The organism is Enterobacter sp. WCHEn045836, assembly GCF_003965585.1.
Taxonomy (GTDB): Bacteria; Pseudomonadota; Gammaproteobacteria; order Enterobacterales; family Enterobacteriaceae; genus Enterobacter; species Enterobacter dissolvens.
This window is the reverse complement of sequence record NZ_RXPT01000008.1, coordinates 197,124-223,123: the sequence shown is the minus strand read 5'-3', so window position 1 is coordinate 223,123 and position 26,000 is coordinate 197,124. Positions and strand designations below refer to the sequence as shown.

At 49.1% G+C, this 26,000-nt stretch carries 40 protein-coding genes and 2 pseudogenes; 24 read left to right on the top strand and 18 right to left on the bottom strand.

Translation table 11 applies throughout. The features are described from left to right. Positions 1 to 39 precede the first annotated feature (39 nt). From EKN38_RS25785 to EKN38_RS12910, 12 genes are all read right to left on the bottom strand, one after another. Entirely contained in the window at positions 40 to 177 is a 138-nt protein-coding gene (locus tag EKN38_RS25785) for a hypothetical protein (protein ID WP_185812846.1), read from the bottom strand. A gap of 284 nt (positions 178 to 461) precedes the next feature. Continuing rightward, on the bottom strand, positions 462 to 668 hold the full coding sequence (locus tag EKN38_RS12955) for a DUF2767 family protein (RefSeq protein ID WP_126522157.1): 207 nt from the start codon (positions 666 to 668) through the stop codon (positions 462 to 464). A gap of 67 nt (positions 669 to 735) precedes the next feature. Beyond that, positions 736 to 1,032, bottom strand: coding sequence for a hypothetical protein (locus tag EKN38_RS12950; RefSeq protein WP_185812845.1), 297 nt, complete (start codon positions 1,030 to 1,032; stop codon positions 736 to 738). Between the two features lie 115 nt (positions 1,033 to 1,147). Then, a complete protein-coding gene (locus EKN38_RS12945; protein ID WP_126522155.1) occupies positions 1,148 to 1,696 on the bottom strand; it encodes a Rha family transcriptional regulator in 549 nt (182 codons plus the stop codon). Between the two features lie 268 nt (positions 1,697 to 1,964). Beyond that, a complete protein-coding gene (locus EKN38_RS12940) occupies positions 1,965 to 2,651 on the bottom strand; it encodes a bacteriophage antitermination protein Q (protein ID WP_126522153.1) in 687 nt (228 codons plus the stop codon). Continuing rightward, a complete protein-coding gene (locus tag EKN38_RS12935) occupies positions 2,648 to 2,947 on the bottom strand; it encodes a DUF1364 domain-containing protein (RefSeq protein WP_126522151.1) in 300 nt (99 codons plus the stop codon). The genes EKN38_RS12940 and EKN38_RS12935 overlap by 4 nt, the downstream gene beginning before the upstream one ends. Continuing rightward, complete coding sequence (locus EKN38_RS12930; protein ID WP_126522149.1) at positions 2,944 to 3,540, bottom strand: DUF1367 family protein; 597 nt, start codon at positions 3,538 to 3,540, stop codon at positions 2,944 to 2,946. Before EKN38_RS12930 ends, EKN38_RS12935 begins: the two co-directional genes overlap by 4 nt. A 50-nt stretch (positions 3,541 to 3,590) precedes the next feature. Beyond that, complete coding sequence (locus EKN38_RS25780) at positions 3,591 to 3,764, bottom strand: hypothetical protein (protein WP_185812844.1); 174 nt, start codon at positions 3,762 to 3,764, stop codon at positions 3,591 to 3,593. Between the two features lie 878 nt (positions 3,765 to 4,642). Beyond that, the gene (locus EKN38_RS12925; protein ID WP_126522147.1) at positions 4,643 to 5,368 is read right to left on the bottom strand and encodes an ATP-binding protein; all 726 of its coding nucleotides are present in this window, start codon (positions 5,366 to 5,368) and stop codon (positions 4,643 to 4,645) included. 2 nt (positions 5,369 to 5,370) lie between these two features. Beyond that, positions 5,371 to 6,180, bottom strand: a complete 810-nt coding sequence (locus EKN38_RS12920) for a helix-turn-helix domain-containing protein (protein ID WP_126522145.1) — start codon at positions 6,178 to 6,180, stop codon at positions 5,371 to 5,373. Positions 6,181 to 6,220: 40 nt separating this feature from the next. Then, on the bottom strand, positions 6,221 to 6,664 hold the full coding sequence (locus EKN38_RS12915) for a hypothetical protein (protein ID WP_126522143.1): 444 nt from the start codon (positions 6,662 to 6,664) through the stop codon (positions 6,221 to 6,223). Continuing rightward, positions 6,642 to 6,923: a helix-turn-helix domain-containing protein gene (locus EKN38_RS12910; protein ID WP_126522141.1), complete on the bottom strand. Its 282-nt coding sequence runs from the start codon at positions 6,921 to 6,923 to the stop codon at positions 6,642 to 6,644. Before EKN38_RS12910 ends, EKN38_RS12915 begins: the two co-directional genes overlap by 23 nt. Before the next feature lie 128 nt (positions 6,924 to 7,051). Between EKN38_RS12910 and EKN38_RS12905 the strand changes: the two genes are divergently transcribed. Together EKN38_RS12905 and EKN38_RS12900 are read left to right on the top strand one after the other, a co-directional pair. Beyond that, on the top strand, positions 7,052 to 7,477 hold the full coding sequence (locus EKN38_RS12905) for a helix-turn-helix domain-containing protein (protein WP_126522139.1): 426 nt from the start codon (positions 7,052 to 7,054) through the stop codon (positions 7,475 to 7,477). 205 nt (positions 7,478 to 7,682) lie between these two features. Continuing rightward, positions 7,683 to 7,910 carry a hypothetical protein gene (locus EKN38_RS12900; RefSeq protein ID WP_126522137.1) on the top strand — a complete coding sequence of 76 codons (228 nt, stop codon included), beginning with the start codon at positions 7,683 to 7,685 and terminating at the stop codon, positions 7,908 to 7,910. Here the strand turns inward: EKN38_RS12900 and EKN38_RS25775 are convergent. Further along, positions 7,907 to 8,053: a hypothetical protein gene (locus EKN38_RS25775; protein ID WP_185812843.1), complete on the bottom strand. Its 147-nt coding sequence runs from the start codon at positions 8,051 to 8,053 to the stop codon at positions 7,907 to 7,909. The genes EKN38_RS12900 and EKN38_RS25775 overlap by 4 nt on opposite strands. Before the next feature lie 104 nt (positions 8,054 to 8,157). Here EKN38_RS25775 and EKN38_RS12895 point away from each other — a divergent pair, with 104 nt between their 5' ends. The 18 genes and pseudogenes from EKN38_RS12895 (at position 8,158) to EKN38_RS12815 (ending at position 18,099) form a co-directional block, all read left to right on the top strand. Next, on the top strand, positions 8,158 to 8,304 hold the full coding sequence (locus tag EKN38_RS12895; RefSeq protein WP_126522135.1) for a hypothetical protein: 147 nt from the start codon (positions 8,158 to 8,160) through the stop codon (positions 8,302 to 8,304). Then, positions 8,305 to 8,388, top strand: a pseudogene (gene kil, locus EKN38_RS26165) (host cell division inhibitory peptide Kil); the annotation flags it as partial. It abuts the gene before it with no gap. A gap of 40 nt (positions 8,389 to 8,428) precedes the next feature. Further along, positions 8,429 to 8,620 (top strand): DUF1482 family protein, encoded by a 192-nt coding sequence (locus EKN38_RS12885; protein ID WP_126522131.1) that lies wholly within the window; start codon positions 8,429 to 8,431, stop codon positions 8,618 to 8,620. Between the two features lie 186 nt (positions 8,621 to 8,806). Beyond that, positions 8,807 to 9,148, top strand: a complete 342-nt coding sequence (locus EKN38_RS12880) for a hypothetical protein (RefSeq protein WP_126522129.1) — start codon at positions 8,807 to 8,809, stop codon at positions 9,146 to 9,148. A 79-nt stretch (positions 9,149 to 9,227) separates the two neighbouring features. Then, positions 9,228 to 9,491, top strand: coding sequence for a hypothetical protein (locus tag EKN38_RS12875; RefSeq protein ID WP_126522127.1), 264 nt, complete (start codon positions 9,228 to 9,230; stop codon positions 9,489 to 9,491). Next, positions 9,484 to 11,904 (top strand): hypothetical protein, encoded by a 2,421-nt coding sequence (locus EKN38_RS12870; protein WP_126522126.1) that lies wholly within the window; start codon positions 9,484 to 9,486, stop codon positions 11,902 to 11,904. The genes EKN38_RS12875 and EKN38_RS12870 overlap by 8 nt, the downstream gene beginning before the upstream one ends. Then, a complete protein-coding gene (locus EKN38_RS12865) occupies positions 11,901 to 12,464 on the top strand; it encodes a siphovirus Gp157 family protein (RefSeq protein ID WP_126522124.1) in 564 nt (187 codons plus the stop codon). The genes EKN38_RS12870 and EKN38_RS12865 overlap by 4 nt, the downstream gene beginning before the upstream one ends. A gap of 125 nt (positions 12,465 to 12,589) precedes the next feature. After that, a complete protein-coding gene (locus EKN38_RS12860) occupies positions 12,590 to 12,991 on the top strand; it encodes a DUF977 family protein (protein WP_185812842.1) in 402 nt (133 codons plus the stop codon). Further along, positions 12,984 to 13,811, top strand: a complete 828-nt coding sequence (locus tag EKN38_RS12855) for a chromosome partitioning protein ParB (protein ID WP_126522120.1) — start codon at positions 12,984 to 12,986, stop codon at positions 13,809 to 13,811. The genes EKN38_RS12860 and EKN38_RS12855 overlap by 8 nt, the downstream gene beginning before the upstream one ends. Next, positions 13,808 to 14,065 (top strand): hypothetical protein, encoded by a 258-nt coding sequence (locus tag EKN38_RS12850; RefSeq protein ID WP_126522118.1) that lies wholly within the window; start codon positions 13,808 to 13,810, stop codon positions 14,063 to 14,065. The genes EKN38_RS12855 and EKN38_RS12850 overlap by 4 nt, the downstream gene beginning before the upstream one ends. Next, entirely contained in the window at positions 14,055 to 14,876 is an 822-nt protein-coding gene (locus tag EKN38_RS12845; protein ID WP_126522116.1) for a hypothetical protein, read from the top strand. Before EKN38_RS12850 ends, EKN38_RS12845 begins: the two co-directional genes overlap by 11 nt. A 53-nt stretch (positions 14,877 to 14,929) precedes the next feature. Further along, positions 14,930 to 15,364: a hypothetical protein gene (locus EKN38_RS12840; protein ID WP_126522114.1), complete on the top strand. Its 435-nt coding sequence runs from the start codon at positions 14,930 to 14,932 to the stop codon at positions 15,362 to 15,364. Continuing rightward, positions 15,361 to 15,609: a hypothetical protein gene (locus EKN38_RS12835; RefSeq protein ID WP_126522112.1), complete on the top strand. Its 249-nt coding sequence runs from the start codon at positions 15,361 to 15,363 to the stop codon at positions 15,607 to 15,609. Before EKN38_RS12840 ends, EKN38_RS12835 begins: the two co-directional genes overlap by 4 nt. Continuing rightward, entirely contained in the window at positions 15,606 to 16,232 is a 627-nt protein-coding gene (locus tag EKN38_RS12830; RefSeq protein ID WP_185812841.1) for a hypothetical protein, read from the top strand. Before EKN38_RS12835 ends, EKN38_RS12830 begins: the two co-directional genes overlap by 4 nt. Before the next feature lie 113 nt (positions 16,233 to 16,345). Then, positions 16,346 to 16,549, top strand: a pseudogene (locus EKN38_RS25990) (hypothetical protein); the annotation flags it as partial. Position 16,550: 1 nt separating this feature from the next. Continuing rightward, positions 16,551 to 16,727, top strand: a complete 177-nt coding sequence (locus tag EKN38_RS25770; protein ID WP_185812840.1) for a hypothetical protein — start codon at positions 16,551 to 16,553, stop codon at positions 16,725 to 16,727. 63 nt (positions 16,728 to 16,790) lie between these two features. Continuing rightward, positions 16,791 to 17,078 carry an excisionase gene (locus EKN38_RS12820; RefSeq protein WP_126522108.1) on the top strand — a complete coding sequence of 96 codons (288 nt, stop codon included), beginning with the start codon at positions 16,791 to 16,793 and terminating at the stop codon, positions 17,076 to 17,078. After that, positions 17,032 to 18,099 (top strand): tyrosine-type recombinase/integrase, encoded by a 1,068-nt coding sequence (locus EKN38_RS12815; RefSeq protein ID WP_126522106.1) that lies wholly within the window; start codon positions 17,032 to 17,034, stop codon positions 18,097 to 18,099. The genes EKN38_RS12820 and EKN38_RS12815 overlap by 47 nt, the downstream gene beginning before the upstream one ends. A 331-nt stretch (positions 18,100 to 18,430) precedes the next feature. Here the strand turns inward: EKN38_RS12815 and EKN38_RS12810 are convergent, their stop codons facing one another. From EKN38_RS12810 to yobA, 3 genes are read right to left on the bottom strand one after another with little or no spacing between them, the layout of a single operon-like run. Beyond that, positions 18,431 to 18,769 (bottom strand): YebY family protein, encoded by a 339-nt coding sequence (locus EKN38_RS12810; RefSeq protein ID WP_014832387.1) that lies wholly within the window; start codon positions 18,767 to 18,769, stop codon positions 18,431 to 18,433. 16 nt (positions 18,770 to 18,785) lie between these two features. Then, positions 18,786 to 19,655 carry a copper homeostasis membrane protein CopD gene (gene copD / locus EKN38_RS12805; protein ID WP_014832388.1) on the bottom strand — a complete coding sequence of 290 codons (870 nt, stop codon included), beginning with the start codon at positions 19,653 to 19,655 and terminating at the stop codon, positions 18,786 to 18,788. A gap of 1 nt (position 19,656) precedes the next feature. Continuing rightward, a complete protein-coding gene (yobA, locus tag EKN38_RS12800) occupies positions 19,657 to 20,028 on the bottom strand; it encodes a CopC domain-containing protein YobA (protein WP_047360909.1) in 372 nt (123 codons plus the stop codon). A 137-nt stretch (positions 20,029 to 20,165) separates the two neighbouring features. Between yobA and EKN38_RS12795 the strand changes: the two genes are divergently transcribed. The 3 genes from EKN38_RS12795 to exoX all read left to right on the top strand — a co-directional run bounded on the left by EKN38_RS12795 (position 20,166) and on the right by exoX (position 21,842). Beyond that, complete coding sequence (locus EKN38_RS12795) at positions 20,166 to 20,396, top strand: DNA polymerase III subunit theta (RefSeq protein ID WP_013096102.1); 231 nt, start codon at positions 20,166 to 20,168, stop codon at positions 20,394 to 20,396. Positions 20,397 to 20,505: 109 nt separating this feature from the next. Beyond that, positions 20,506 to 21,156 (top strand): carbon-nitrogen hydrolase family protein, encoded by a 651-nt coding sequence (locus EKN38_RS12790; RefSeq protein ID WP_014832390.1) that lies wholly within the window; start codon positions 20,506 to 20,508, stop codon positions 21,154 to 21,156. Positions 21,157 to 21,179: 23 nt separating this feature from the next. Next, positions 21,180 to 21,842 (top strand): exodeoxyribonuclease X, encoded by a 663-nt coding sequence (gene exoX / locus EKN38_RS12785; RefSeq protein WP_013096100.1) that lies wholly within the window; start codon positions 21,180 to 21,182, stop codon positions 21,840 to 21,842. Here exoX and ptrB read toward each other — a convergent pair. Beyond that, entirely contained in the window at positions 21,839 to 23,899 is a 2,061-nt protein-coding gene (ptrB, locus tag EKN38_RS12780) for an oligopeptidase B (protein WP_014832391.1), read from the bottom strand. The two genes, exoX and ptrB, sit on opposite strands and share 4 nt — an antisense overlap. A gap of 85 nt (positions 23,900 to 23,984) precedes the next feature. Then, the gene (locus EKN38_RS12775) at positions 23,985 to 24,635 is read right to left on the bottom strand and encodes a tellurite resistance TerB family protein (RefSeq protein WP_014832392.1); all 651 of its coding nucleotides are present in this window, start codon (positions 24,633 to 24,635) and stop codon (positions 23,985 to 23,987) included. 170 nt (positions 24,636 to 24,805) lie between these two features. Between EKN38_RS12775 and purT the strand changes: the two genes are divergently transcribed. Then, a complete protein-coding gene (gene purT / locus EKN38_RS12770; RefSeq protein WP_014832393.1) occupies positions 24,806 to 25,984 on the top strand; it encodes a formate-dependent phosphoribosylglycinamide formyltransferase in 1,179 nt (392 codons plus the stop codon). Positions 25,985 to 26,000 lie beyond the last annotated feature (16 nt).

The following is a 26,000-nucleotide window of genomic DNA, read 5'->3' as shown; positions in this document are numbered from 1 at the left end:
ATGTCTACATATCAAAACTGTCTGCAGAACTTATAATTCTTAAGGGTGAACCCCTGGATCACCAACGTTGATGCATTGCCCATCAGGGAAACAAACAATACTGTCCCGTGCAATGCTCATGTTAGAGAAGACACTCGCAGAGAAAACAACACCAACAATAAAAATAATTTTCTTCATAACTCTTCCTCTTATTTCCAAGAACGCCACATTATAATTTAGCCTACTCGTAAAATATTAGAGCCCCCCTTCTCCCTTTTACAGGCGTGTCTGTATTGGCCTGGGAGAGAGGTGCGTAGATAGTACTAAACTAATGTCATTTCAAAATACAGCCGAAGAGAATATTTTTCAGAATAATAACTCAGAATTATTATGCCGCGCTGATTCAGGGCGCATAACAGGAGAGCACACTACCCACCAAACCACCCCTGGTTAAACGGAAGGGGTAATGTGCTTTCCTGAGATTAAAAGCGAGTCAGAACGTTGATAGCGGCCTGCATCGCTTTTCGCATTTGTTCTGTGTGTTCGGGGTTCTTCGACAACAGCGCCGTTTCCAGAACGTTGGCGATGTTGTGTTTCTTGGTCTCTATATCAGTATCGCAGAGATTCATAACCGCATCACCAACCAGGCGGCACATTTCATCGTATAGCGCATCAGCTTCTTTGGACATTCCTTTTCCCTCCATGATTGTTTGCTTTCGCAATAATGCAGCACCAATGGAGGGAAATGCAAAAGGTTTACTGTGACAATGAAATACCAGCAGCATTCTTTTCCGAAATAAAATGCTCGCGAAGTGGTTCCCAGTCAGGAAGCAACGCCCAAAAGATATAGAAATCATGGGGGGTGAATTCCTCACCCATGAACGGGTATATGCCGATGTGATAAACACCTTCTTCATCACGGTAAACCCGAATTGATGCTTCATGCCAGCCATCACAGGGATTGAACACCAGAACGTCTTGCCCTTCCATTTCTTCAGTTGGCGTTTCGCTGGCTGGCCTGAAAATAAGTTGCTCAATGATCGATGTAGTCACATAACCTCCAGATACGAAAAAACCCGCTCAGTGGCGGGTTTATGTAACTTTGGCAAGATATCAAAATAGGTGTTAATTGTGGTCCGTTTTCACAACTTTTGCAAGTGGAACCGTTTCACAATGTCATCAATTTTCCGACTAATTCTTCTCGTGGCATGATTAACCACCCTTTCATTTTCAGTACGGCCATTACTTCTTCAGGGGTTGTCATTTTTTCAGGGTGGAAGCTACGGACAAATGCAACATTACCATCCCTAATACACAAGTGGAGATCGATATTAAGCATATCAACCGCTGGGGTGACCTCCCCGCTTTGCTGCTTCCTCAACTCAACCTCCATTGTGTTAAATTTCGCAATGTACGCCTCTTTGAGTCTGGCGGCCTTTTTACCTGTAAATCCCATAACCAGAAACATGAATCCGTCTTTGGTTACTTCGTATCCTTCAGCATCTTTTTCCATGAAGCCTGCCTGAACTTTTATTGCGACGGTCGAAAAGTTGGCTGTCGCGAATTCTGGCGAGCAATCAAGGGATCTTATCTTTTCTAAAACGTGCTTATGCTGTTTGTCGAAGTAATCGGCGATAGCCTGAGAAGTGGTAACTAAGCGGGAATTTCTGAAAAAGACTTTTGGGGATTCAGTGGAAATGGTTATTGCTGTATTCATGGGATATTCCTTGTGCGCTGGGATTATCACCACTCTGAGACCAATCAGGGGTGGTGAGCTGACGGAGTTGGTCTACCGGTCACAAAGGAAACCCGGCGCGGATTGCTCCGCCACCGCCAGCCCACCATAATGCGAAGGTGTGGCTATGCACGCGACAATAAAAAAGACGCTGAGGCGTCTGTTGTCGCCTTTGTGTTATCCGGGAGACCAATCCCGACGCCAGATTTTGCTGGCGTGCGGCAAATATAGCCCCAGATATCATTTTTTGTCAAATCACAGCCTCTTCACGGGCGGCGCTGAAATTAACGACGACAGCGTATATCGAGTACTCATCAAGTAACTGAAACGCGTGTTTCAGTCCTTCCCAATGCGGTGCATAAGTCTTCGACCATGCTTGCTGGGTAGCGCCAACCAAGCGACCTAGCGCAGACCCAGCATACTCTTTGTAAGTGTCATTGCTGTTTTTTGCTGCCGCATCCTGGGCCGCCAGCCATACAAGGGATATGATCCTTTTTTTAACTCTGGCCTGTAGCTTTATCCCTTTCAGGGATTTGCTGTACTTCTCCCATACGTACTGACAAATCGCGGTCTGGTGTTTAAAGTCCAGATCAAATCCATAACAATATCGAACCCATGACTGAGGGCCATCATCGAGTTTTAGAACTGCTCTACGCCATGCACACGAAGAAAACGCTTTGTCTCTTATCGGAGGCATCGGGCGGCGTCGACTTCGCGTCTCCAGGACGTAGAGAGCGCTATTTTCAGCTTTAACACAACGAACACCGCCGCGCCCGTTATCGAGTTCAACCACATGAAGCTGTTTTCTCGGATTCAGGTCTTTATCCGCTGGCGGATGTTCCGCGAATGCCTCCAGTTGACCTTTGGTGCCGCCTGAGTCATCGACCAGCGCAGCGCGTAGTTGAATGCGTACATATTCCAGTTGCTGCGCGTTCATCGTAACCCCTCATCTCGCCAGATTTTTTGTGTGCGAAGAATCCCTTCAGCGTGCATAAGCCGAAGTTCTTCGTAGCTGTATTCTTTGGTTTTTACGCGACCGTCGATTACGTCATGACAGGCATTGCAGGAAATGGCGCCCTGTTCGTCGTCAGGCTTACAGCCAGTACCGCACGTTCCCGCCAGCCGGTAATGAGCAAGGCACGAGGTTTCAGGGTTATGGTTGCAAATGCCAGGGATACGGATTGTGCATTCACGCCCACGGGCTGCTTTGCGAAGGTCTGGTTTTCTCTTCACGCCGCGAACTCCAGCATCTGCATGGCTACGTTGTCGGCTTCCTGATAGTTGCGGAATTTTCTAAAAAGAATGGTGTTCCACAGGACGTTAAAAACTGCCTTGTAGACCTGGAAAAACTCGGCCTCTTTCATGTTGGCGAAAGATATAGATTTTGCTTCGCGGCGGCGGGTGCCATCAGGAAGGATGAATTCGTCGTAGAAACCAGCCTCAACAACGGCCCATTTTCTGAAGGCCTCGAACGATTTGGTGATTGCCGCCTCTTTCGTTCGCCACTGCCCGTGGGTTTCGTTGTAGACCTTCTCTGTTTCTAATAGCAGGTCGTCATTGCCGGCCATCGAGATCAGGTAACGAACGTACCCGTGTAAATACTCTTTTTCCGCTGGGGTGATCGCCCCGCCTGTGGGCGTCCAGTATTCGAATCCAAGATTCAGGAGCGCGAAGAAACGCTTATGGAAGAGGTAGTTTCGGGCTTGCTTAACGTCGCAGTTAAGCCACACGCCGATTTTGATACGTTGCAAAAAATCGCTGGCCTCGGGCGTTGCCGTGGTCAGGGTGGTGGGTGAAGATTTAAAGAGTTGTATTATCTGTGCCATCGTTCTCTCCGGTGGCACAGTGATTGAAAGGGTGTTCAGCCCTCGGAGAATTATATGTTGCTACGCTTTCGGGATGCAAGGTAAGTCGTGACAAACTCCCTTAAATCACCACTTGGGTAAGCGGTCAGAAACGTCTCAAGTATACCGCTCGTTGAGCCATATACTTCATCGCTCCTGCCCATCAACGTATGTTGTATATTGCCGTTTTCATCGAGATACATCATGACTCTTCCTCCACTCCGGAGATACCTGTTTACTGTCTCAGCATCAATCATGCGAAAACCCTACTTCAAACTGAAGATATCCTGTGTTCCTTGTGCGCGTTCGATGATCTAAGACAGCAAAGCGGCAGGTTCCCACCACATGATATATGCGTCATTCCTTCGACTTTGTACGCGACCGGAAATCACTGTATATAAAAACAGTACCACTTATTGAGGATAGGTCAAGATCCTTAAGTTACTGAATGGTTAAAGTTGATGAAAATCAATGCGATAATAAGTTTTAAAAGCTCACTTCAAAACTTTTTTTCAGAATATTAAACATTGAGAATATGGACAGTAAAAGAATGATCTGGTGCAGAGCACGTTAAAGGCGCGAAGGTGGTGCCTCCGCGCCTTAGCTACGTTTCAACAGTTACCAGAACTGATTGATCAACTGCACTACGGCAGCAATGATTTCGATGACCAATTTAATGATGGTCAGGATCTCAATCATCCGCTTTCCCTTTCGAAAGGAAAGTAGCCTATCTGATTAGCCCTAACTTTCCTCCGAACCAGATAACGCCTGCGAAGGTTCACACTACTTTCAGGGCCAGGGCTTTGACGGCACCACCCGTTTCAACGAAGAAAATCCAGTAATTTCCCTTAAGTGAACCAACCCCTTTATCCTATCGGACTGATTTAGCGAAAGAAAGAAAAAAAACCACAAAACAAGCCTATGACCAGGTTTGTGTTTTGCATTCAATTCTGGACTAATTTGCAATCAATTCTGGACTGTGTAAAATTAGTAACGCGAAGGTTCACACTACAGGTATGGATTTTGGATACCAGCCACTAACCTTACCTTCAAAAACCCCAGTCACCAGCTGGGGTTTTTTGTTTCACCGTCTTTGTGCCGCACGATAACTACCCCAATCAAAATTCACCCACAATCCCCCGCCCATCTTAAGGCGATCCAGTGCTCTCTCTCCTATCGCCTGAGTTAACTCTGACTCCTTCAGATTTGTCAGCACTCCAAGCGGTTTTAACATTGCCGTCCTACGATCAATGACCTGATGCAAAATGACCTTTTCGTATTGTGAATACATCTGAACGCCAACTTCATCGAGGATCAGCAGATCGACGCGTGATATCTGCTCCATCAATTCAGCCTCAGATTTCCCACCACTGAAGCCCGCTTTGAACTCGGTCATTAGGTCAGCCACGGTAATAATCAGCACACTTTTTTGTTGAGCCAGGAGAGCATTTCCTATCGCTGCAGCAAGATGGTTTTTACCCGTCCCAGGGTTGCCACTGAAAACGAAACAAGCGCAGCCGGATCCGAAATTGTTCAGCCAGGACTTAGCATAAGACAACGCTTTGCGCTGGCCATCATCCTCTACCGAATAATTTTTGAACGTGCAGTTGTGATAACGCTCGCGGATACCCGAGCGCCCGAATGTCTTTTCTAACCTAGTACGGCTGTTCTCCTGGTTAAGCTTTTCTGAGTGCTTACGCGCCTCCTCCTGTTGCCATGCCATAAGCTCCTCAGCGCTGGAGAATTTGGGCTTTACTCCGGCAGGAACTATTTTTTGAAGCCGCTTTAACACATCAGCCATATCGCGCATGTTCACCCCGTAAAGCCGTCAGGAATCTTGCTGTCTGGTTTGGAAACGGTGGTAATGTCTGGACGGCCAGAGTGAGCCAGGTTGAAACTATTCGGGGCGTATAAACCCTGGTATTCCCTCGCGATGCTGTGACCAATGACCACCTCAGGAGTTATGCCCTGACTCCGGTATTTCTCCAGCTCCCTGATCGAGCCTTTAGCGCCCTGAGGCGTTTTTATCGGTTTCCGCAGTGCCTTGCGATACTCCACCCACTCAACCCACAGCGAGTTAGAGAGCCAATCAGGTAGTTCAACCGTGAGAGGATCGAATTTAGTTTTCGCCGAATTTCCCCTGGGGGGATTAAGGGGGGTTTTAGGTTCTTTGACTGGTTCTAATAACTGACTGATTCTGGGTGCATCTCCTGCACCCTCCCCCCCTGCACCATTTGCACCAGGGGGTGCAGTTCCTTCACCCTCCCTCCCTGCACCATTTGCACCATAGGGTGCAGCTCCTTCACCCTGCTTTTGAGCGTGATTCTGATAGGGTGCAGGATTTTCACCCTCATTGTTAAAGGTAAGGTGATAGATGTTGGACCTGTTAACGCCGCTTGAATCTCTACGCTCTTCTACACGAACAAATCCATCCTTAACGAGTTGCCGGATATGTGTCTGAACTGAGCGAGAAGATATCTCGCATTCATACGCTATCGTTGCCACTGCCGGCCAACATTCTCCCGAGTCACTGGCATTATCTGCCAGCTTAATCAGCACCAGCTTACGCAGAGGATTTCCCACCCTCGCTTTCATGGCCTGAACCATCAAGGACATACTCATACTGCTACTCCTGCGAAATCGGTACGGGTGATCCCGCCACTCATGACACCAACAATTCAGCTATCGGGATCAGCGCCTGAAGCTCGTCAATAAGCCGATTAAGCTTCGAAGTTGCTGAAGGGCATCTGACCGCAACGGCCGACATTGCCGAACCAAACGACTCCATCACTTTCGCTTTAGCCAGTTCAGGAGAGTCCGGTTCTTCAAGTTCTATTCGCTGGCGTGCTGGCATAGCTCGCAAAGCGACGTCTGACAGCTCGGAGGCCATCTTGACGTAACGAGGCCCACCCAATCCGAAGATACGCTTAACGCGCTGTTTGGCGTTGCGTATGCCTTGTTCATCGGTTGCAGGAGGAATAAGTTTCCCGCCCCCCCTGCGCTGGTATTCGTCAGCGAAGCAAACGCCTACAGTCTTCCAGCCAGCTTCATGAGCCCAAGACTCAACGCCAGCGGCTAATTGCTCAATCGTTGGGGTGATTTTCATGGTTCAGTTGCTCGCCATTCAAAATGGTAAATTGAATTTCAGGCGGTAAGCCGTCAGTCGGGTTTGGGTAGTCTTCTGGACATAGCTCGTGAGGAGTTACTTGCCAATTAGTAATTTCAGCCCACTTACGCGCAATACGACCCCGCACAGGTTGAATACCCGCCACGGCACGGCTTACCCTTGCTTGAGACACACCAGCCAAGACAGCGAAGTCTGCTTGGCGCATATTTGATTTTTTTAAAAACTCATTCAGTTTCATACATAGCCCTTAGAACAAAGTCATATGAATATACTTTTGAAGCATATTTAGATCAAGCTCTGGAAGATTGGATAGATATAACTTGAAGGCATAAAATTGAGAAAATGGAACTACAGAAAGCACCTTAAATGAATAGAAATCAGAAGCTTAAAGATGTTTGGAAGAGAAAAAAAACATCGCTGCGCCTTACGCAAGAGAAGGCTGCGGAAGTTCTTGGCTATGAACACCAAGCGACAGTAAGCCAGATCCTTAACGGAAAACTGGCGTTAAGCTTTGAAAATACAATTAAAATGGCAGAACTTTTACAGGTTGCTCCTGAGGAGATAAGTTCGGAGCATCTCGACATGATTCAGTACATCAGGAACACCGGCACGCCTGATTTCAACTCAGAAAACAGCGCCTGGGTGAAGGTTGAAGCTGATGAAAAAGAACTCCTCAATCTTTATAAGCGACTTCCATCTGACGAAAAAGAGCTTACAGTCAAAGACTTAAGACATGTCACTGCCAAGTATGATAAATTATTTGAAGAATTAAGCGCTCTCAGAAAAAAATAAACCTCCTCCATTGAAACCGGGTTATCCCGGTTTTTTTTCGTCTAAATTTCAGCAAGTTACAAATTTATGCTTCAAAAGCATTGTTTTTGCCTTGACCGTTTTTATGCTTCAGAAGTATATTCTAGCCATTCCACTGACGTATGCACAGTGATTGAAAAAACGTTCAGCCAGCCTGGCTAAAGGGCAAAACAAACGGAGAATGGGAATGAATCGTGAAGAACTAAACGCAGCAAGAACGGCGCGCATGAAGAAGGCCGAAGAAGAAAACGTCTGGACTCTGTTCCATACCAATGAATGCGCGGAAATCACCATTTGTGAAGCAGTCCACTATATGACAGCAAATTTCAAAGAAGCTTCGATTGATGATCCTGTAGTGAAGGAGCGCACAGCCGAAGTACTGCGCGCAGCCTTAGTTATGGTTGAAAGCTTTTAACGCTGCGGTTCTTTAGGCTTTACCGCACTCTCCTTCTCTGACGAATCATCAGCTTTACGATCTTCAGTGTTTTCAGGAGTGGCTGGTTTCTTGCCTGGATTGTAGAAGTTGGAATTTCCGAAATTTTTGTTTTTTCCGAACATGATATTTCCTCTTAGGTTGTTGGAATCAAAGAGGATACCACTGCCGCCTGAGGTGGAGATGTTCCCAGGCACACTTTAAGATTTATATATTCACTGGTGAATGTATGACAGATAAAGAGATGGTTGATTTATTCGTGACCCGAACGGGTGAAACCAGGGAGATAGCGAAAAAATATCTCGAAGACAATTACTGGAGTTTCTCAACTGCCCTCACCTTCTACCGGGCAGATAAGAACGAAGGGAAAAATTAGATGGATTTAAAACTTTTACTCGCAGCACGAAACAAATTCGTTATTGCAACCTTCATCGGTGATGAAAAAATGTTTGAACAGGCAAAGCAGCAGCACGCCATAGCTACAGGGATAAAGGTAAAAAATGACAACTCTTTATGCACTCGTACTGACCGTATTTCTCACGAGCGGAGAGGTTCAGGAACAAGTAGTTGATATTTACGACTCTCAAGCTGAATGCCTGGATGCATCTAAGGAGCAACGTATTGCAGGTGAATGTTATCCGGTGGAAGCTATTATTCCTGTGAACCAACACGAAATACCAGCGGGGTATTAATGGACTGGCAAACAACAAAGGTTATTCTCAAGGCTTTTGCGTCACTTGCGGTCATCTTTTATTTAATAGTGGTATTTGTCTTCAGAATTTTCGCTGAAGATAAAGACGAAGATATTTAGTTAAGCAAAAACGTTTTATATGCCTGAAACATGGCAGGGAAATCCACACACTTTTTTGGAGTCAAATATGAACCACGAATTTACCGTTGCATTTAATACTGAGCTTTTAATCACAACCGATGGTTGCAAGGTTCTGTCTTTAACCTGTGGCGAAGAGCAATTAGGGTACATCGCTTTCAATACCCTTGAGGGCGAATCTGGCAAGCGTACATACATCACCCCTTTCACAAGTGAAGGTGAGATGAAAGAAGCCTGCTGTGCTGGTTGTGCGGCAAAGGCTCTCTTTCACCATCGTACCGGCTTCAGGCTCAAATACATATCTATCGCTGAGACTGCGCCGTCTTCATTGCGCGGACTTCTTCCTCTTCTGCTGCTTGAGGATATCGCCAGAAGAGCCAAAGCACACTGATTTATTCAGCCCCGTTCGGCGGGGCATTTATCAGAGTGACCATTTGTAAGTGGTCAGTCTGATAAAAAGAGGAATGCAGATGGATATTACTCTGGCGTTTAAGAAATTAGAACTCGTGAGCGGCGAGGAAGCAGTGATCAGCATTGCCCCGAGTGCAATGAAAAAGATGGTCATGGATTTAGTGGCGAATGGTTATCTATCTACTGAGGATTTAATCATTTTCGCTATCGGGCAGGTGAAATTATGTGACCGAAAAAACCTTGACCATGTGTTATCTGACAACGTTTTGAAGAAATTAACCGAAGCTTTTGAATCCGTTAAAAATGGAGAAAATAATGACTGACCAGAAAATTTTCATTGCGGGATATTACCCCGATGAAGAATCAGAAAAAGCGGGTATTAAGCGAGTCGCTACCACTTTCGATGCAAAAGATATTGAGCGAGCCAAAGCTAAGGCAAATTTTATCTTCCTTGAAGAGTACGAACACGCTCAGGATGCTGCTTATAAAATTCTGGTATGCGAAGATTTTCCTGCAATCGTTTCACGCCCTGCCCGTGGTGCCTGGGATACGACATTTCTGTATGAAAATGACTGGCCTGAAGATTTAGGTTATCCGGTTCCGTGCAAGCCTGAAAAGGTCGATTTCGAAAAACTGTCAAAAGAATTACAGATAGCAGCGTTGATCAAATATGGCTCTACAACGTTAACGAAACGCGACCTACCTGGTGCGCTGGAGATTACCCAGGACGTTGACAGCTTTGAAGGCCATATGTATACCGCCATTATTAAAACACCTTCTGTCGCTAACATGTTCCATGAGCGTATTGAAAACGCGATCGGGTGGTTAGGAGCTAAGTGCGATCACTCTGCTAAATGGCCTGAGATCCAGAAAGAGCTGGCTGCATGGGAAAACCGCCAGAACGCTGAACGCAAACAAACTGGTTCATCAAAGTCCGTTGTCGATATCGCCCGCGAGAAAGCCGCGGCTGAAAAAATCCGTCAGCTAAATCCGGCTCCTGTTCATCTTCAGGATGAAGAATCTTTGAAGCGAAATATTGCCCTTGGCCTGGTTGCTAAGGCGATGGATTTCGACATCCTCAACCCTCCGGCGAGCATCGTTAATCGTGCCCGCGACATCATCAAGCTGAAAGAGAAACCATTCCCTGCATGGTTTGCGGCAATGAGCGCGACGATTGGCATTTACGAATACTCCCCCGTCCAGATTATCTACAGCGTGAAAATTTCGCCTGAAGATATCGACAAAACTGCCGGATCTATTCAGGCACACATTAACCGCACCTTTACCGAAACCGACCACGCCAACCCGTCCGCTGAAATGCTGGCCATCGCCTGTGGCACATCAAAAACTGACGAGGGGAATATCCATGAGACCGAACAGAAGAACACGAGCACAACTGGTGCACTGGACACTTCAGCGGCAACGTCTGGCGCAGTGGAACCGGAACTCAATGGCGATGACTCTGCAACGCGGACGGTGGAAAATGCGCCAGCCGTAGAGCGTACCGGACCGTTTTACTTCCTGTTTGCTGACGGTGAAAAAGTTGGACGCGCTAACAAGTTGCCTGGTCTGGAAAAAGCGCTGGCTGATGGTGGCAAGGAAATCAGCCAGGAAGAATATTCAGCGCGTAAGAACGGCACATACGAAGCCCCTGCCGCCCCTGTTGATAACTCAAGCACTGGTAATGAGCCTGAAGTTACCAATCATGGCGCGGGTCGCTTTTCCATTGATGGTTTGCTGGCAGAAAAGCCGAAAGAAAACGTGACGAAAGGTGAAAATAGTCATGTTGAACAGAAATCAGAGAATGATAACACTGGCGCAGAAAGCGTACAGGCGGCTATCAATGCCCGCGCAGAAATTTCCGAAGCTGAATACAAAGGTTATACGGATAATTCAGTCAAAGAAAATATGTCCATCTGGATGCGGGTACATAAAACAGATCCAAGTAGAACCAAAACCAAAATTCAGTATGGCAAAGATAAGTTGCCAGATGGTTCTAAACAAATTCTGCGGGTTACTACAAGTATTAACCCAACCTATCAGACGGAACGTGCGACAAGATTATTCGGACCATTTGGTATTGGCTGGGGCGTAAATATTGAAATGGAAAGGTTTGATAATGGCATGCCATTTACTGAACCGACCTACGATGCAAATGGCCGTTTTACAGGTAAAAAAGTTATTAGAGATAATGATGGGACTATTATCTTTACGCTTAACCATACAATGCTGATTTCGCTTTGGTACATCCACAATGGTGTAAAGGGTGTAATTAGTAGTTACGGTCACACAAAGTATTTATATCAAACGCAGAACGGTATTACTTGCGATGATGAATATGCTAAAAAAAGTTTAACGGACGCCACAACTAAAGCACTTTCACAACTTGGTTTTAGTGCTGATGTTTATGGGGGATTGTTCGAAGATAGCGAATATAGCGAACAAAACAAACTTGAACACGACCTGATTAATGCGACAAATAGAGCTGATGAAGTGGTTCGTATACGCGAAGAACTTGATCAACGTTTCAAAGCAAATGTTGAAACGATGAAATCAGCCAAAACTCCTAATGAGGTTTCAAAGATTGCCAGCAGCCTCACCCGTAAAATTGGAGAGCACTTAAAGGCCGCAAATGCAACGGGTGATCATGATTACGTCAAATACCTTGACGGACGACTGAACCGCCTTGAATCAATTAAAGTTGAATGTCTTAAAGCTCTGGAGGAAAAAGCATGAGTAACCGCACCATTGATTTAGCTAACGAAATTTCGAAAGTATTAGCACTAGGCGAAAGTGGTGAAATCGACGAACAGACCATTAAAGATACGCTGGAAGGTATTGAGGGTATGTTGGAAGATAAGTTTGATGCTGCCATGGCGGTGATTCGTGACTTTGAAGCCAATAAGAAAAAATGCAAAGAAGAAGCTGCACGTTTAAATGAGCGCTCCAAACATTGGGATCGCCAGGCTGGGCAGATCAAAACATACCTTCTGGATTGTTTAAAGCTCGCAGGTCGCGATTCATTGAAAACGACCTTGAACACCTTCACTGCACGAAAAGGCGGAATATCATTAACCATTGTTAACGAAGATGATATTCCAGATGAGTATTTAATTTCATCCAAATCTTTAGTGGTAAACGAGTTCGATAAAGAACGAATTAAAAAAATTCTAACTGAGAACTTAAAGGCAGTTGAAGATTTGCGCCAGAAAGGACTGGAGCCAACACCAGAACAACTCAACATGATTCCTGGTGCAAAGGTCGAGCGTGGGGAAACGACTCTAAGCGTTCGTTAACAGTATGGGCCGCTAGTGCGGCCTGTTTATCCAGCTCATTTTATCCGACAGTTTTAAATGAGCCACTATTCAGCTGAATGATTTACAGAATGGTAATAATTACTCACGCGGAGCAGGAGCAAAAAATGGCATGTAAACTCAAGCACGATCTGCCTGCAAAAATCGTGGCAATGGTTCATAACAATGGGAGAATAACTCAGGCTGAAGTGGCTCAATATGCAGGCATTACAGCGCGAACAGCCCGCAGATATTTGAACATGGCTATAGCAGCGGGTAACCTCTATCGCTCCCCCAAACATGGAACTTTCCTTAGCAGACAAAATTATGAGGAATGGTTAATCGTCCAGGGCAAAAAACGTCAGGATGCATTAGAAAAGAGCGAGCAGCCGAAATTCATGATGCCTTATAACCCTGAAAAAAATATCAGATGCCGTGAATGTTATCAGAGTCCTGCCATGCAACGTGTATTGATGTTTTTTAACCATTCACGAATGGCAGCAATTAAGACGGAAAAAAACAATGGCTAATTCATTTCGACAAATGACACGCGGCGGCGTTATCTCCCGCACTGATAATGGCATGTTCATCCATCTGGATGATATTCACGTCAAACCAGGCTTTAACAAGCGCCTCGATGATGAACGTACACGCCAGGCTGATGACGACCTTTTCCAGTTCCTTATGAATGGCGGCAGCGTTCCACCGCTTGAAGTGATTTCCCGTGATGAAGGCGGCGTGTGGATTGTTGAGGGCCACCGCCGACACCGTTGCTATGAGCGCTGCCGTAAAGCAGGAAAGCCGGCAAACAAAATCCACATCGTCCAGTTCGTTGGTGATGACAAAGAACGCCTTGCGCGAATCCTGACCTCCAACAACCAGTTAAGCCTTTCAGAGCTGGAACAGGCCGCGGTGGTAAAAGAGCTGGCATCGGCATTCAATCAGTCGGTCGCAGAAATAGCCGCGCTGGTGAACAAGTCAGAACCGACCGTTCGAAACCTGCTTACCCTGGCTGGCGCGAACCATGACGTGAAGCAGAAAGTTCAGGCTGGTGAAGTAACGGCTGGTGCAGCTATTGAGCGTGTAAAAGAGTTCGGTGAAAAAGCGGGCGAAGTGCTTGAGCAGGATAAAGCCGTAGCCGCTGCCGCTGGAAAGAAGAAAGTCACACGCAGCGTAATAGCCCCAGAAATCAGCGTGAAGAAAGCCCGCCGTCTGGTTGAGCTGATCACCCTTGCCGGAATCAACGAGAGCGGCGTTATTACCCTTTCTGGTGAGCTTTTAAATGAGGTCGTGGAAATCATCAACGAACAGCGTGATATCGAAGCACAGCGCAGCAGGGTCGCAGGATGAATAAAGCAGAGAAAGAACGCTTAGTTAATTATCGCCGCTGGCTCTATAAGGCAGAACTGAACGAGACAAAGCTGACAGCCTACAACTGCCCTCAATGCCTTGAGAAGTTACGAACAACTGAAGCGCCTGAAGGTGAATTCTGGGACACGTTTTCCAACTGCCCTTTTTGTGGTTCGTTACTTTTTAAGGTCACTAATGGTGGTTCAGTCAAAGTTGAGCTAATCACAACAATAGGAAGCCAAAATGAAAAATAAACACATATTGACCAGGAAGGCCTTTTCGCTTTTGCTATTAATGGCCGCGCATTCTGACTATGCCAACAGTACCATTTTCGATTACACAGAATGGAGCTCAACGCCTGCTATTTTCGTTACAGCAAAAGATCCGACAGATGATATGAAAAGCCTGAACGACTCATACAATTGCGATACAAATAATTGTAAATATGGCCTTTCGGCCTATGTCATTATGAAAAATGGTGAACGCATAGAAGGAAGCGGCGGATTCACGTTTAATGAGTCATGGGGTGCTACTGGCAGGGAACAAATAATCGCTTATCTGCAGAGATATTATTACTCGAATATAGATCAGGTAAACCTTCCCAGAGGTATCAATATAAAAGATATCAAGGAGACCTGTTTTACCGCTTCGATTGTTAGCCGGAACCAGCCTACCGCGATCTTCGCTGATACCTGTATCAGCGGTGGCGGCAAGCCGCCCCCTATACCGGGTCAGCCGTTCTGTGATGTGCAGAATAATCTCGTGCTTGAGCATGGAACACTGACAACCGATGAGATAAACGGTCACCGGGTGGAGAAGCAAATCGCCTATCAGTGTAACGAAGACATAACGGGAGAACTGCTTATCAAAACACCTGACATCAAAATGGGAGGTGCTAACGGTGATATCAGGAGCAATGTATTAATTAACGGGAAAAGTTCTCTCCAGGCAAATATGTTAACCGGAAGTAATGTTTTTTCTGTCAGCTCAACATTAGCCATGACAGGTAAACCAGATGCAGGGGAATATTTTGGAAGTACAGTATTGGTCTGGACACCGAATTAGAACCGTGATTAATACATAAATTTTAACATCACAAAAATGAAAGGAGTGTTCTCATGGCAACAAATAAAAAAACAAAAATAAGCGTACTAATGCAGTGCATTGAATGGTGCGCACAGAACGGTGGTGAGCTGATTATTAATTCTGATGAGGCGAAAGCAATTCTGGAGGAGCGGAACACCATCGAGGCAAGATACGCGTCGCTGGCTGCGGAGAATGTGGAGCTGAATAACTTTATTGCGACTAGTTGTTATGTTCAGGCTGGTGAAGAATTGGCATGGCACCCAGCCATTGACCATTTACCAGAGACTCCAGCAACTAACCAATTAAGCATAAAAGAGTCTCAGTTTTTAACTGACGTGCTTACTGCTGCGGGGCTTTTGTCATTCGGGAAACAAGATAAAGGATTGGCCCGAAGAATTACTGATTTCTGTGTAGCAAAGATAGGCGATTCTAATCCCGCCCAACTTCGCCAGGAGTCCGCCCTATGAGCAATACAGCAAAACTTCAACTCGGATTTTCTCCGCTAACAAAGACCATCATGCTGGCAAAGATGCGTGATTTGGAAGGTGGCGGACGCCTGCGCGTAGGTAACGATAAAGGCCGTGACGTGACCAATGAGGCCGTGCAGCTAGTCTGGCAACTTGTAATGGCTGAGGGTGGCGAAATTGGCTGGGAGCTTGATGACGGTACACGCATGGTGTTGAAGGCTGAAAAAATGGAGTCAGCCTTATGAGCGACATCGACAAACAAGCATCAAAACTATCGGCGGCAGATTTTATAACCGCCATTGCGGAAGCAACTGAATTGCGTCCGCGCGACGGGCGTGATGGCGTAGCCCGCTGTGTGTATGAGCAGATATTCAAACCACTGCAAGATGAACTCGCAACCAACGAAGCCCGATGCGCGGCGCTGGCTGCGGAGAATACGGGGCTGAAGGCGGCGATTAACGCAACTATCGGATGGCAGCAATCAACCGATCCGGAGAATGTCGAAAGCGTTCGAATGCTAGTCGACGTTAAAACCCCGGTCACCGACGCTTTACTGGCTGAAGTGCGGGTGCAGGGTGTGGAATCGCTCTCCGATGCAGTTCAGTCAGTGATTTCAGAGCGTCAACGCCAGCAATCTGTTGAGGGCTGGGCGTCTGAGCATGACGACCAGTACAGCAAATCGCAGTTACTGTGGGCATCCTCATGCTACTTGCTGAATACCATCCAGCCCTTTAACCGCATTCCATTGGACTGGCCGTGGGCACCAGAATGGTGGAAGCCGACAAATCCACGCCGCGACCTGGTGAAAGCGGGCGCACTTATTCTGGCTGAAATTGAACGCATAGACCGCCAAGAGGCCGCCCAATGAGCAACATCGACAAACGCGCTAAGTCCGTTATTCGGGAATTGATAGAAGACGCACGAAGCAGGCGCTTTGGGAAGTTGATTATCACGGCTGACGAAATGGAAGCGCTGCTGGATGAGCTGGAAGCCAAAGACAAGCAGAGCGCAGACCTGTTTGTTGAAAATGTGCGGTTAAAAGCCGGTATTGCTGGGTTGGTTTCTCTAGGACTCAGACATAGAGATATTGAAGTAATGAGGCTTGCTGGGGATGCACAACATTCCACACCCTGCACTGATAGCATCATAGAAAAAATTGCCGCTGGCACCGCTAATGGAGAGTGATATGGCTGAGCGATTGAAGATTAACCTCATCATCATCTTTATAGCCTTAACGGCTATTCGGATGGTTAAACAAACCAATGTCGGAGCATCTTTCTTTGATGGTGAAACAATATCAGCAATGAACTATGTCCCGATACAGGCTAAGCAAGCGCTCGAACTAGCCAAAACATACAAGTGATTTTCGTAATTCAGTTTTGATAGCCGACCAGCGTTAACTTGCTGGTCGGTCATGGGGTAGCACATGCTTTTGACACTCAAAGAGTGGGCGAGCGATGTCTATCAAGATCCGCCGCCTATTGGAACTTTGCAACGCTGGGCGAGGAACGGGAATATTTACCCACCTCCGGAAAAACACGGGCGCGAATATAAAGTTCAACATGATGCTTTTTATATCAAGCCAAATAAAGCGTGTATCAAAATCCAACATCAAAACCCAAATGGCCGAACTGGTAAAAAAAGCAGCTTACTGGAGAGGATTGAACATGAGCAGGAAATACAATCGCGATCTACCGCGAAATCTAACTTATAGGGAAAAATATAAAAAGTATTATTGGCGCAATCCTGTTAGTGGAAAAGAATTTCCTCTCGATGGACTATCAAAAAGCCAGGCGATAGCTCAGGCTATCGAAGCTAATAATTATATTACCAATAACTTTACGCCAAGTGGTTTACTGCAACGAATCACGGACGAGAAACAGTTAACTATGAGTGATTGGCTTGAGCGATATAGCGTCATACTGCAGCGCAGAGAACTGGCGGCCAATACCTATAAAGTGCGTGCGGGGCAGATTGCCACCATCAATGAAAAGATGGGTGAGCTGATACTGAACAAGATAAACACTCGCCATATAGCTGACTTTCTCGATACATGGATCGCAGAAGGAAAAAAGACCATGGCCGCAACTATGCGCTCTGTGCTGATCGATATTTTTCGGGAGGCGATTGCCGAAGGCGCATTGACGCTAAATCCTGTTGAACCTACGAGAACGCCAAAGATCGTTGTCTTCCGTCAACGTCTAAGCCTGGAAATGTACACACCGATCAGAGCCGCAGCTGATACTTTATCGCCCTGGTTACCACTCGCGATGGATCTTGCGTTGGTAACCGCGCAGCGCCGCGAGGATATAGCGAACATGCGGTTCACTGATATTTATGATGACCGTCTACACGTAACCCAGATAAAAACGGGGGCAATGATTGCCATACCGTTATCCCTGTCACTGAACGGAATACGTCTGAGCGCAATCATTGATCGTTGTCGTTTGCTGAGTACAACCGATTTTCTGATAAGTGCCGGCAAGCGTAAAAACAGTCCTGACGGAGCTATTCATCTGGACAGTTTGACGAAAGGTTTTGTGAAGGCGAGGAAATTGTCGGGGCTGGAGTTTTCGGAACATCCCCCCTCTTTCCATGAGATCAGAAGCTTGTCTGGTCGCACGTATGAAGCGAGTCGGGGAAAGGATTTTGTCCAGAAACTATTCGGTCATACATCCAAAAAAATGACTGAAAAATACTTGGATGTGAGGGAGAAAGTGTTTACATTGTTGTAACAGGCACAAAAGACCGGATATGTGATTTCGTGCATTTTTCGTGTATTTTCGTGTCGCGCCTTGTAACCCCCTGATTTATAAGGCATATAAAAAGAGACCGAATACGATTCCTGTATTCGGTCCAGGGAAATGGCTCTTGGGAGAGAGCCGTGCGCTAAAAGTTGGCATTAATGCAGGCTAAGTCGCCTTGCCTTATAAGAATAGATGACGACGCCAGGTTTTCCAGTCCACAGTAAAAGCGGTCGGAAAAAAAGCGTCAAAACATCAATAAAAATGAAAAACCGCAGTGCTTTCGCAAGCAGCTGCGGTTTTTTTTACTGGGAACCGGAAACTAGCAGAGCTTGTCGGCGCGTTCGATAAACGGAGCAAGGCTCATCTTCTGCCCGGGGCTGGACGGATCGTCAATCTGGATAACGCTGATGGGCTGCCCGCTGCTCTTACCGCTGGCGACCTGCTGCTCGGCCACGTCGTTTAACGGGTACTGTACCAGCGTGCTTGGGTTGATGGCATACAGCGCATGACCCGGACGACAGGTCAGCATCACCTCTTCGCGATTGAACGCCCATTTATCCTTACCCACTTCAAAACGGCTGACGGTGATAACCTGTGGTGCCGCCAGAGCGCTCCCCGTACAGGCCATCAATAAGAGAGAGAGTACTGTCTTTTTCATATGCTATTTAACCTTGTCAAAAGGGTTCCCAGGTCGCGAACAGGCTGACCGTTGCCAGCACCAACGCTCCCAGCACCACCTCTGCCTGTGTCATCCTGATAAAAATCTGTTGCTCGCGCCCGATGTGGGCACTAAACCGTGGCACCAGAAAATACCGATTCACCAGCGCAATTACCACCATCAATGCCACCAACGCACATTTGAACAACAAAAGTTGTACGTACCCCGTCTGCCAGGGCACCGTGATGCCCAGAATAAAGAGCCCATTGATCGCGCCGGTAAGCACTACCCCCGCTACGGCATAATGCCCCACGCGAGAGAAGCGCATCATGGTATAGATTGCCGCAGTCTGCCAGCGTCCTTTCGCCAGATGCATGCAAAACAGCAACGGCAGGAGGCCGCCAACCCAGGTGGCGGCACACAGCAGATGCAGTGCGTGATTAATGCGCTGCATCGCCCCCACGGCGCCGTCGTTCATCGCCGCATGCCCCACGCCTGCCAGCAGGACAAATTGCCCCATTGCGAGCAGCAATAATCGCGATCCTTTTTGTGGCGCAAGCCACGCGGCACAGGCGGTGATTACGGCCAGGATAATTTGCCACAGCCAGACGCCACCAAACTGCGTTGCCAGCACGCTCTGCCAGACGTCCGGATTAAACACATCCCCCCAGCCGTTGCCCATTAGCCCCGCCTGGATCATGAACATCAGGAACGCCGACAACAGACTGACCAGAGACGCAATCTGCTGCTGCGCCTGAAAACGCCGGGTCATCAGACGGTGCAGGGAAGAAGGGGCAAACCAGACGCTATAGAGCGCATTACCAAAAATCAGCATCAGCGCGCCGAAATGGATAAAGCGCAACCCCACGTAGATGAAGGCCAGCATGTTATTTCACGCTGAAGTGATAGCTGCCTTTGGTTTTGTGGCCATCAACCGAGACCACATGCCAGTCAACCTGGTACGTGCCGGTCACCAGCGTCTGCGCCAGCGGAACATTGAGCTGGGCCTTATTCTGCGCGTCACGCTGAATATGGCCGGTTTTAACCACGTTTCCTTGTGCATCCTTCACCACCACACCGCTGAATGCCGGTTCAATGCCTTCGGAAAATGTCAGGGTAAGCGTCTGAGGGGCTACCACCTGACTATCGGCTGCCGGGATTTGCTGTTGAAGGTGCGCGTGCGCCAGCGCCGGGGTCGCGGTGACGGAAGAGAAGAGAAAAGCCAGCGCGCATACCGCGCGGGAAGCGGATAAACCCATCGCAATCATTCCTTTTTGTTATGTCTGTATGATAAAGAATAACGCTGTATAATAATCGAGTCGAGGATCATCCCACCTCCGCTTGTCATCCTCGCGCAATCGCGGTAACGTTGCCGCCGCATAAAAAGGAGAAGGTAATGAAGATCAATCTGGCTGCCCTTCCTCAGGACGAGATGGATAAAGTGAATGTCGATCTCGCTGCCGCAGGTGTCGCGTTTAAAGAGCGTTACAACATGCCAATCGTGGCAGAAGTGGTGGAACGCGAACAACCCGCCCATCTGCGCGACTGGTTTCGCGAACGCTTGATTGCCCACCGACTCGCGTCGGTTAATCTCTCTCGTTTACCGTACGAACCAAAAGTGAAATAAGCTTAACGACTCGTTACACTTCCTTACGCGGAATATGCCAGGATAAGAAAACCCTGATTAAATTAGGTGTACTCTTAAATCCTGCGACTCTGTGTATAAGGAAGTCACGATGTCACAATGGAATATTGCCGCCGCCCAGTATGCCGGGCAGCATCACAGTGTAGATGACCACGTAGCACACCATCTCCGTTTCATTGCAGAAGCGGTACAACAGCAGTGCGATCTCCTGGTCTTTCCTGAACTCTCATTAACAGGACCGGGAACGATGGACTTACCTCCCCCACCCAATGACGGACAGCTTGCCCCCTTGCTGACCGCCGCATCGCTTTACCGGATTACCATCATTGCCGGTCTGCCCCTGGATCTGAATGGTCAGCGCGTAAAAGGCCTCGCCCTGTTTTCACCGTCCCGGCATGGCATCCTGCGCTACCCTCAGGGGAGCGGTGCCAGCCTGGTTCCGGGTGATAAACAGCTGACGATTATTGATACACATGCCGATTCCCCCAATCTGGATCCGCAGGCGACGCTGTTTACCAGCTGTCAGTCGGTGGGGGATAACCGCTGGCGTCAGTCCATCAGCACGTTACAGCGCTTCGCACATAAGTATGCCATTGCGGTGTTAATGGCGAACGCCCGTGGGGGTAGCGCGTTGTGGGATGAAAAAGGCCAGCTGATCGTCCGTGCGGATAAGGGCGAGCTATTATTGACCGGATCTCTGGGCCGACAGGGTTGGCAAGGCGATATCATTCCTTTAGGCTAAGCGTTTTAGCTCAGGAGCGTTCAATGCTGCGCGTCATCGATACCGAAACTTGCGATCTTCAGGGCGGAATAGTGGAGGTGGCGTCTGTTGACGTCATTGACGGAAAAATCGTCAACCCAATGAGCCATCTGGTGCGTCCCGACCGCCCGATTAGCCCGCAGGCGATGGCCATTCATCGCATTACCGAATCGATGGTGGCGGATAAACCCTGGATTGAAGAGGTCATTCCGCACTATTACGGTAGCCCGTGGTATGTCGCGCACAACGCCAGCTTTGACCGCCGGGTACTGCCCGAGATGCCCGGCGAATGGATTTGCACCATGAAGCTGGCGCGTCGTCTGTGGCCGGGGATCAAATACAGCAATATGGCGCTGTATAAGTCCCGTAAGCTCAGTGTCAGAACGCCCGAGGGGCTGCACCATCACCGCGCCCTGTACGACTGCTATATTACCGCGGCGTTACTCATCGATATTATGAATACCTCTGGCTGGACGCCGGATGATATGGCGACCATCACCGGTCGACCCGCGTTGCTTACAACTTTCACCTTTGGCAAATACCGCGGCAAGGCGGTGTCCGATATTGCCGATAAAGATCCGGGCTATCTGCGCTGGTTGTATAACAACCTCGACAAAATGAGCCCGGAGCTGCGCTTAACGCTCAAGCACTATCTGGGTGAAGCTTAATTCCCGGCGCGGCCTGGTAGCGTTTCCTGCGCCAGGCCAATCAAAAAGGCATACTCCAGCGCGACCCCTTCATACGATTTAAATCGCCCCGATTTCCCGCCGTGTCCGGAATCCATGTCAGTACAGAGAAGCAACAGGTTGTTATCGGTTTTCAGCTCACGCAGTTTTGCCACCCATTTCGCGGGCTCCCAGTATTGCACCTGCGAATCGTGCAGGCCGGTAGTCACCAGCATGTGCGGATAGGCTTTAGCTTCCACATTATCGTACGGACTGTACTCTTTCATGTAGCGGTAATAGATCTCGTCCTGTGGATTCCCCCACTCTTCAAACTCACCGGTGGTCAGCGGAATGGACTCGTCCAGCATCGTGGTGACCACGTCGACAAACGGAACCTGTGCGACAATTCCCTTAAAGCGATCGGGACGCTGATTGATGACGGCTCCCATCAACATGCCACCCGCACTGCCGCCCATGCCAAAGCAGAGCTGCGGATCGCCATAGCCCTGCTCTATTAGCGCATCGCAGACGTCGAGGTAGTCATTGAAGGTGTTTTTCTTTTTCAGGAATTTCCCGTCTTCATACCAGTGTTGCCCCAGTTCACCGCCGCCGCGCACATGGGCGATAGCGAAAACAAAGCCGCGATCGAGCAGGCTCAATCGGCTACTGCTGAAATCGGCATCCATGCTTGAGCCGTAGGATCCATACCCGTAGACCAGGATCGGGTTTTTCCCTTTCTGGAAATGCGCCTTGTGATAGACGAGTGAGACGGGCACCTCAACACCATCCCGGGCAGTGACCCACAGGTGTTCGCTTCGGTAGTTATCAGAATCAAACCCCTTAACCTCAGACTGCTTAAGGACCTGACGTTGTCCGGTGTCCATATCCAGTTCAAACAGCGTATCCGGCGTGGTCATTGACGAGTAGCCATAGCGCAGCCGGGACGATTCCGGCTCGGGATTAAACCCAATCCACGTGACATAGGCCGGATCGTCGAACGCGATCCCGATGACTTCCCGCGTTTTGCGGTTAATTTGCCGCAGGCTGGTCAGCCCCCGCTGGCGCTCTTCTACCACCAGCCAGTCGGTGAAGAGAGTAAACCCTTCGAGCATTACCTGATCCCGTGCAGGAATGAGCACTTCCCACTTCCGTTCATCACGCACTTTGGTTTTATAAAGGCCAAAGTTTTTGCCCTCACGGTTAGAGCGCAGGTAAAAGCTGTGCTGGAAGTGATCCAGGCTGTACTCATGATCTTTACGACGGGGCAGAAAACAGAGCGGCTGTGCATCAGGCAGTTCGGCATCCAGGAGCAGAACTTCAGAAGTGGTCGCGCTGGCGAGGAAGATGATCACATAGTGGCGTGACGACGTTTTATGCAGACTGACATAGAACGTTTCATCTTTCTCTTCGTAGACCAGCTCGTCATCATCCGCACTGGTGCCGACGGTATGACGCCATACCTGATAAGGCAGCAGCGTGGAGGCATGTTTCTTCACGTAGTAGACGGTTTCGGAATCATTCGCCCAGACAAAATCCGGCGAAACGTTCGCAATCATCTCCGGGTACCAGTTCCCGGTTTCCAGATTGCGAAAACGAAGGCCGTATTGACGACGGGAGAGGTAATCTTCCGCCAGCGCCATAATGGCGTTGTCGGGTGAAACCGACATGCCCCCCAGCGTATAAAACTCGCTGTGGGCAGCACGCTGGTTGGCATCCAGCAAAATATCCCATTCATCCCACTCGGCGCTTAACACCGACTGACGCTGATAGATGGGATATTCATTACCTGGCTCGTAGATATGGCGATAACGATAGCCGTTTTTGGTCCAGGGTGCGGAGACATCGCGCTGGGGAATGCGCTGCACCATTTCATTCAGCAACTGATCCTGCAGCGCCTGCTGGCTGGCCATGACCTTGCGGCCATAGTCATTTTCCGCGTGCAAATAGTCGAGCACCTCTGGCCGGGAACGCGAATCGTCCCGCAGCCAGTAATAGTTATCTATACGCGTATCGCCATGCGTGGTGATCGCATAAGGAGTACGTCGGGCTTTTGGTGGCATGTCATGTTTCTTTTGAGTTTTACACCCTATAAGGTTGGCAAAACACGCGCATGATGCAAGCGAAACATGACCGCGACGGTGACAGTTAACCCGCTAACGCCTGTTTTTGCTCCCTGATATCCTTCTCAATGCCCTCGCGCACGTCCTGAGGGATCTTCAACGCGTCGCCGAGGGCGTTGAGGTAGCTGCGCTCCATAAAGTGGTCAATATCAATGGCGGCACAGCTTAAGAAATAGAGTTCAAGCGCCTCCTCCTCATTCTTTACGCTTTGCGCAAGGCGCTGCGGATCCAGCGGCTGTTCGATGGCCTGAGACACCAGCGCTCTGCCCTGCTCTTCCACACCGGCCTCCCGCAGCTGCTGCTCAATCGCCGACCGTTCTTTCTCGTCGATATGCCCGTCACTTTTCGCCGCAAAAACCAGTGCAAGGATCAGCCGTTCAGTGCGCAGGTCCAACGGTGACGTGTGTTGACCATAATCGGGTTCATCGCTATGTGCGGTTCGTACTCTGTCCTTGTATTTGTTCCACAGAACAGTGCCCGCGATGGCTCCGCCACCGGCCAGTAACGCGCCGGTGCCATATTTTGCCAGCAATTTGCGCGAGGATTTATTCGCCACCAGCAGGCCCGCCAGCCCGCCGAGCGCCCCGGGGACCAGCAGTTTGCTCAGCCCCTGATCGCCGGATGGCGAAGTTTTCTGCCCTAACAGTGATTGCAATTGATTTAACCAGCCTGACATGGTGTCCCTCACTTAACGGTGTACATATTCCACAGCCTAAGCGAGCAGGCGTCAGGAAATGTCTGGAGGGACTAAAGAAGCGCAAATTTCTTGCCTGTGCACTGGCCCCGATCAAGACAGACGCAAACGTTTTCGTTTATACTGCGCGCAACTTTTTCAGGGGGATTGTTATGACTCGTTTAGGAACCGCGCTGCGACCTGCGGCGACGCGTGTGATGCTATTGGGATCGGGTGAACTGGGCAAAGAGGTCGCCATTGAGTGCCAGCGTTTAGGCGTGGAAGTCGTTGCGGTAGACCGCTACGCGGATGCACCCGCCATGCACGTCGCCCACCGTTCTTATGTGATTAACATGCTGGATGGCGCTGCCCTGCGCGAGCTGATTACGCGTGAGAAACCGGATTTTGTCGTACCGGAAATTGAAGCCATCGCCACCGACACGCTAATTACCCTTGAGCAGGAGGGCCAGCGTGTCGTGCCCAGCGCGAAGGCCGCAAAGCTGACCATGAACCGCGAAGGCATTCGTCGCCTGGCGGCGGAAGAGCTGGGATTGCCCACCTCACCCTATCGTTTTGCTGGCGATAAAGCCGAGTTCCTGCAATCCGTCGACGAGATCGGTTTCCCGTGCATCATTAAACCCGTCATGAGCTCCTCCGGTAAAGGTCAAAGCTTTATCCGTAACAGCGGCACGCTGGACAAGGCCTGGGATTATGCCCAACAGGGTGGCCGTGCCGGGGCCGGTCGCGTGATTGTTGAAGGCGTGGTGAAGTTTGATTTTGAAATTACCCTCCTGACCGTCAGCGCCGTTGATGGCGTCCATTTCTGCGATCCGATTGGGCACCGTCAGGAGGATGGCGATTACCGTGAATCCTGGCAGCCGCAGCAGATGAGCGCCCTGGCCCTGGCGCGCGCGCAGGAGATCGCCCGTAAAACGGTGCTGGCGCTGGGCGGTTACGGCCTGTTCGGCGTGGAGCTGTTTGTCTGCGGTGATGAGGTGATTTTCAGCGAAGTCTCTCCTCGCCCGCACGATACCGGAATGGTGACCCTGATTTCCCAGGATCTCTCCGAGTTCGCCCTTCACGTGCGCGCGTTCCTCGGCCTGCCGGTTGGCGGTATCCGCCAGTACGGCCCGGCCGCCTCAGCGGTGATCCTCCCGCAACTGACCAGCCAGAACGTCACCTTTGATAACGTTGAAGGCGCGGTGGGAGCGGGTCTGCAGGTACGTCTGTTCGGGAAACCGGACATTGACGGTACGCGTCGTCTTGGCGTGGCATTAGCCACCGGCGATAACGTGGATGATGCCGTGGCAAGCGCGAAAGCCGCCGCTGCCGCGATTCGCGTTAATGGATAAAAAAACGGGCCAGATG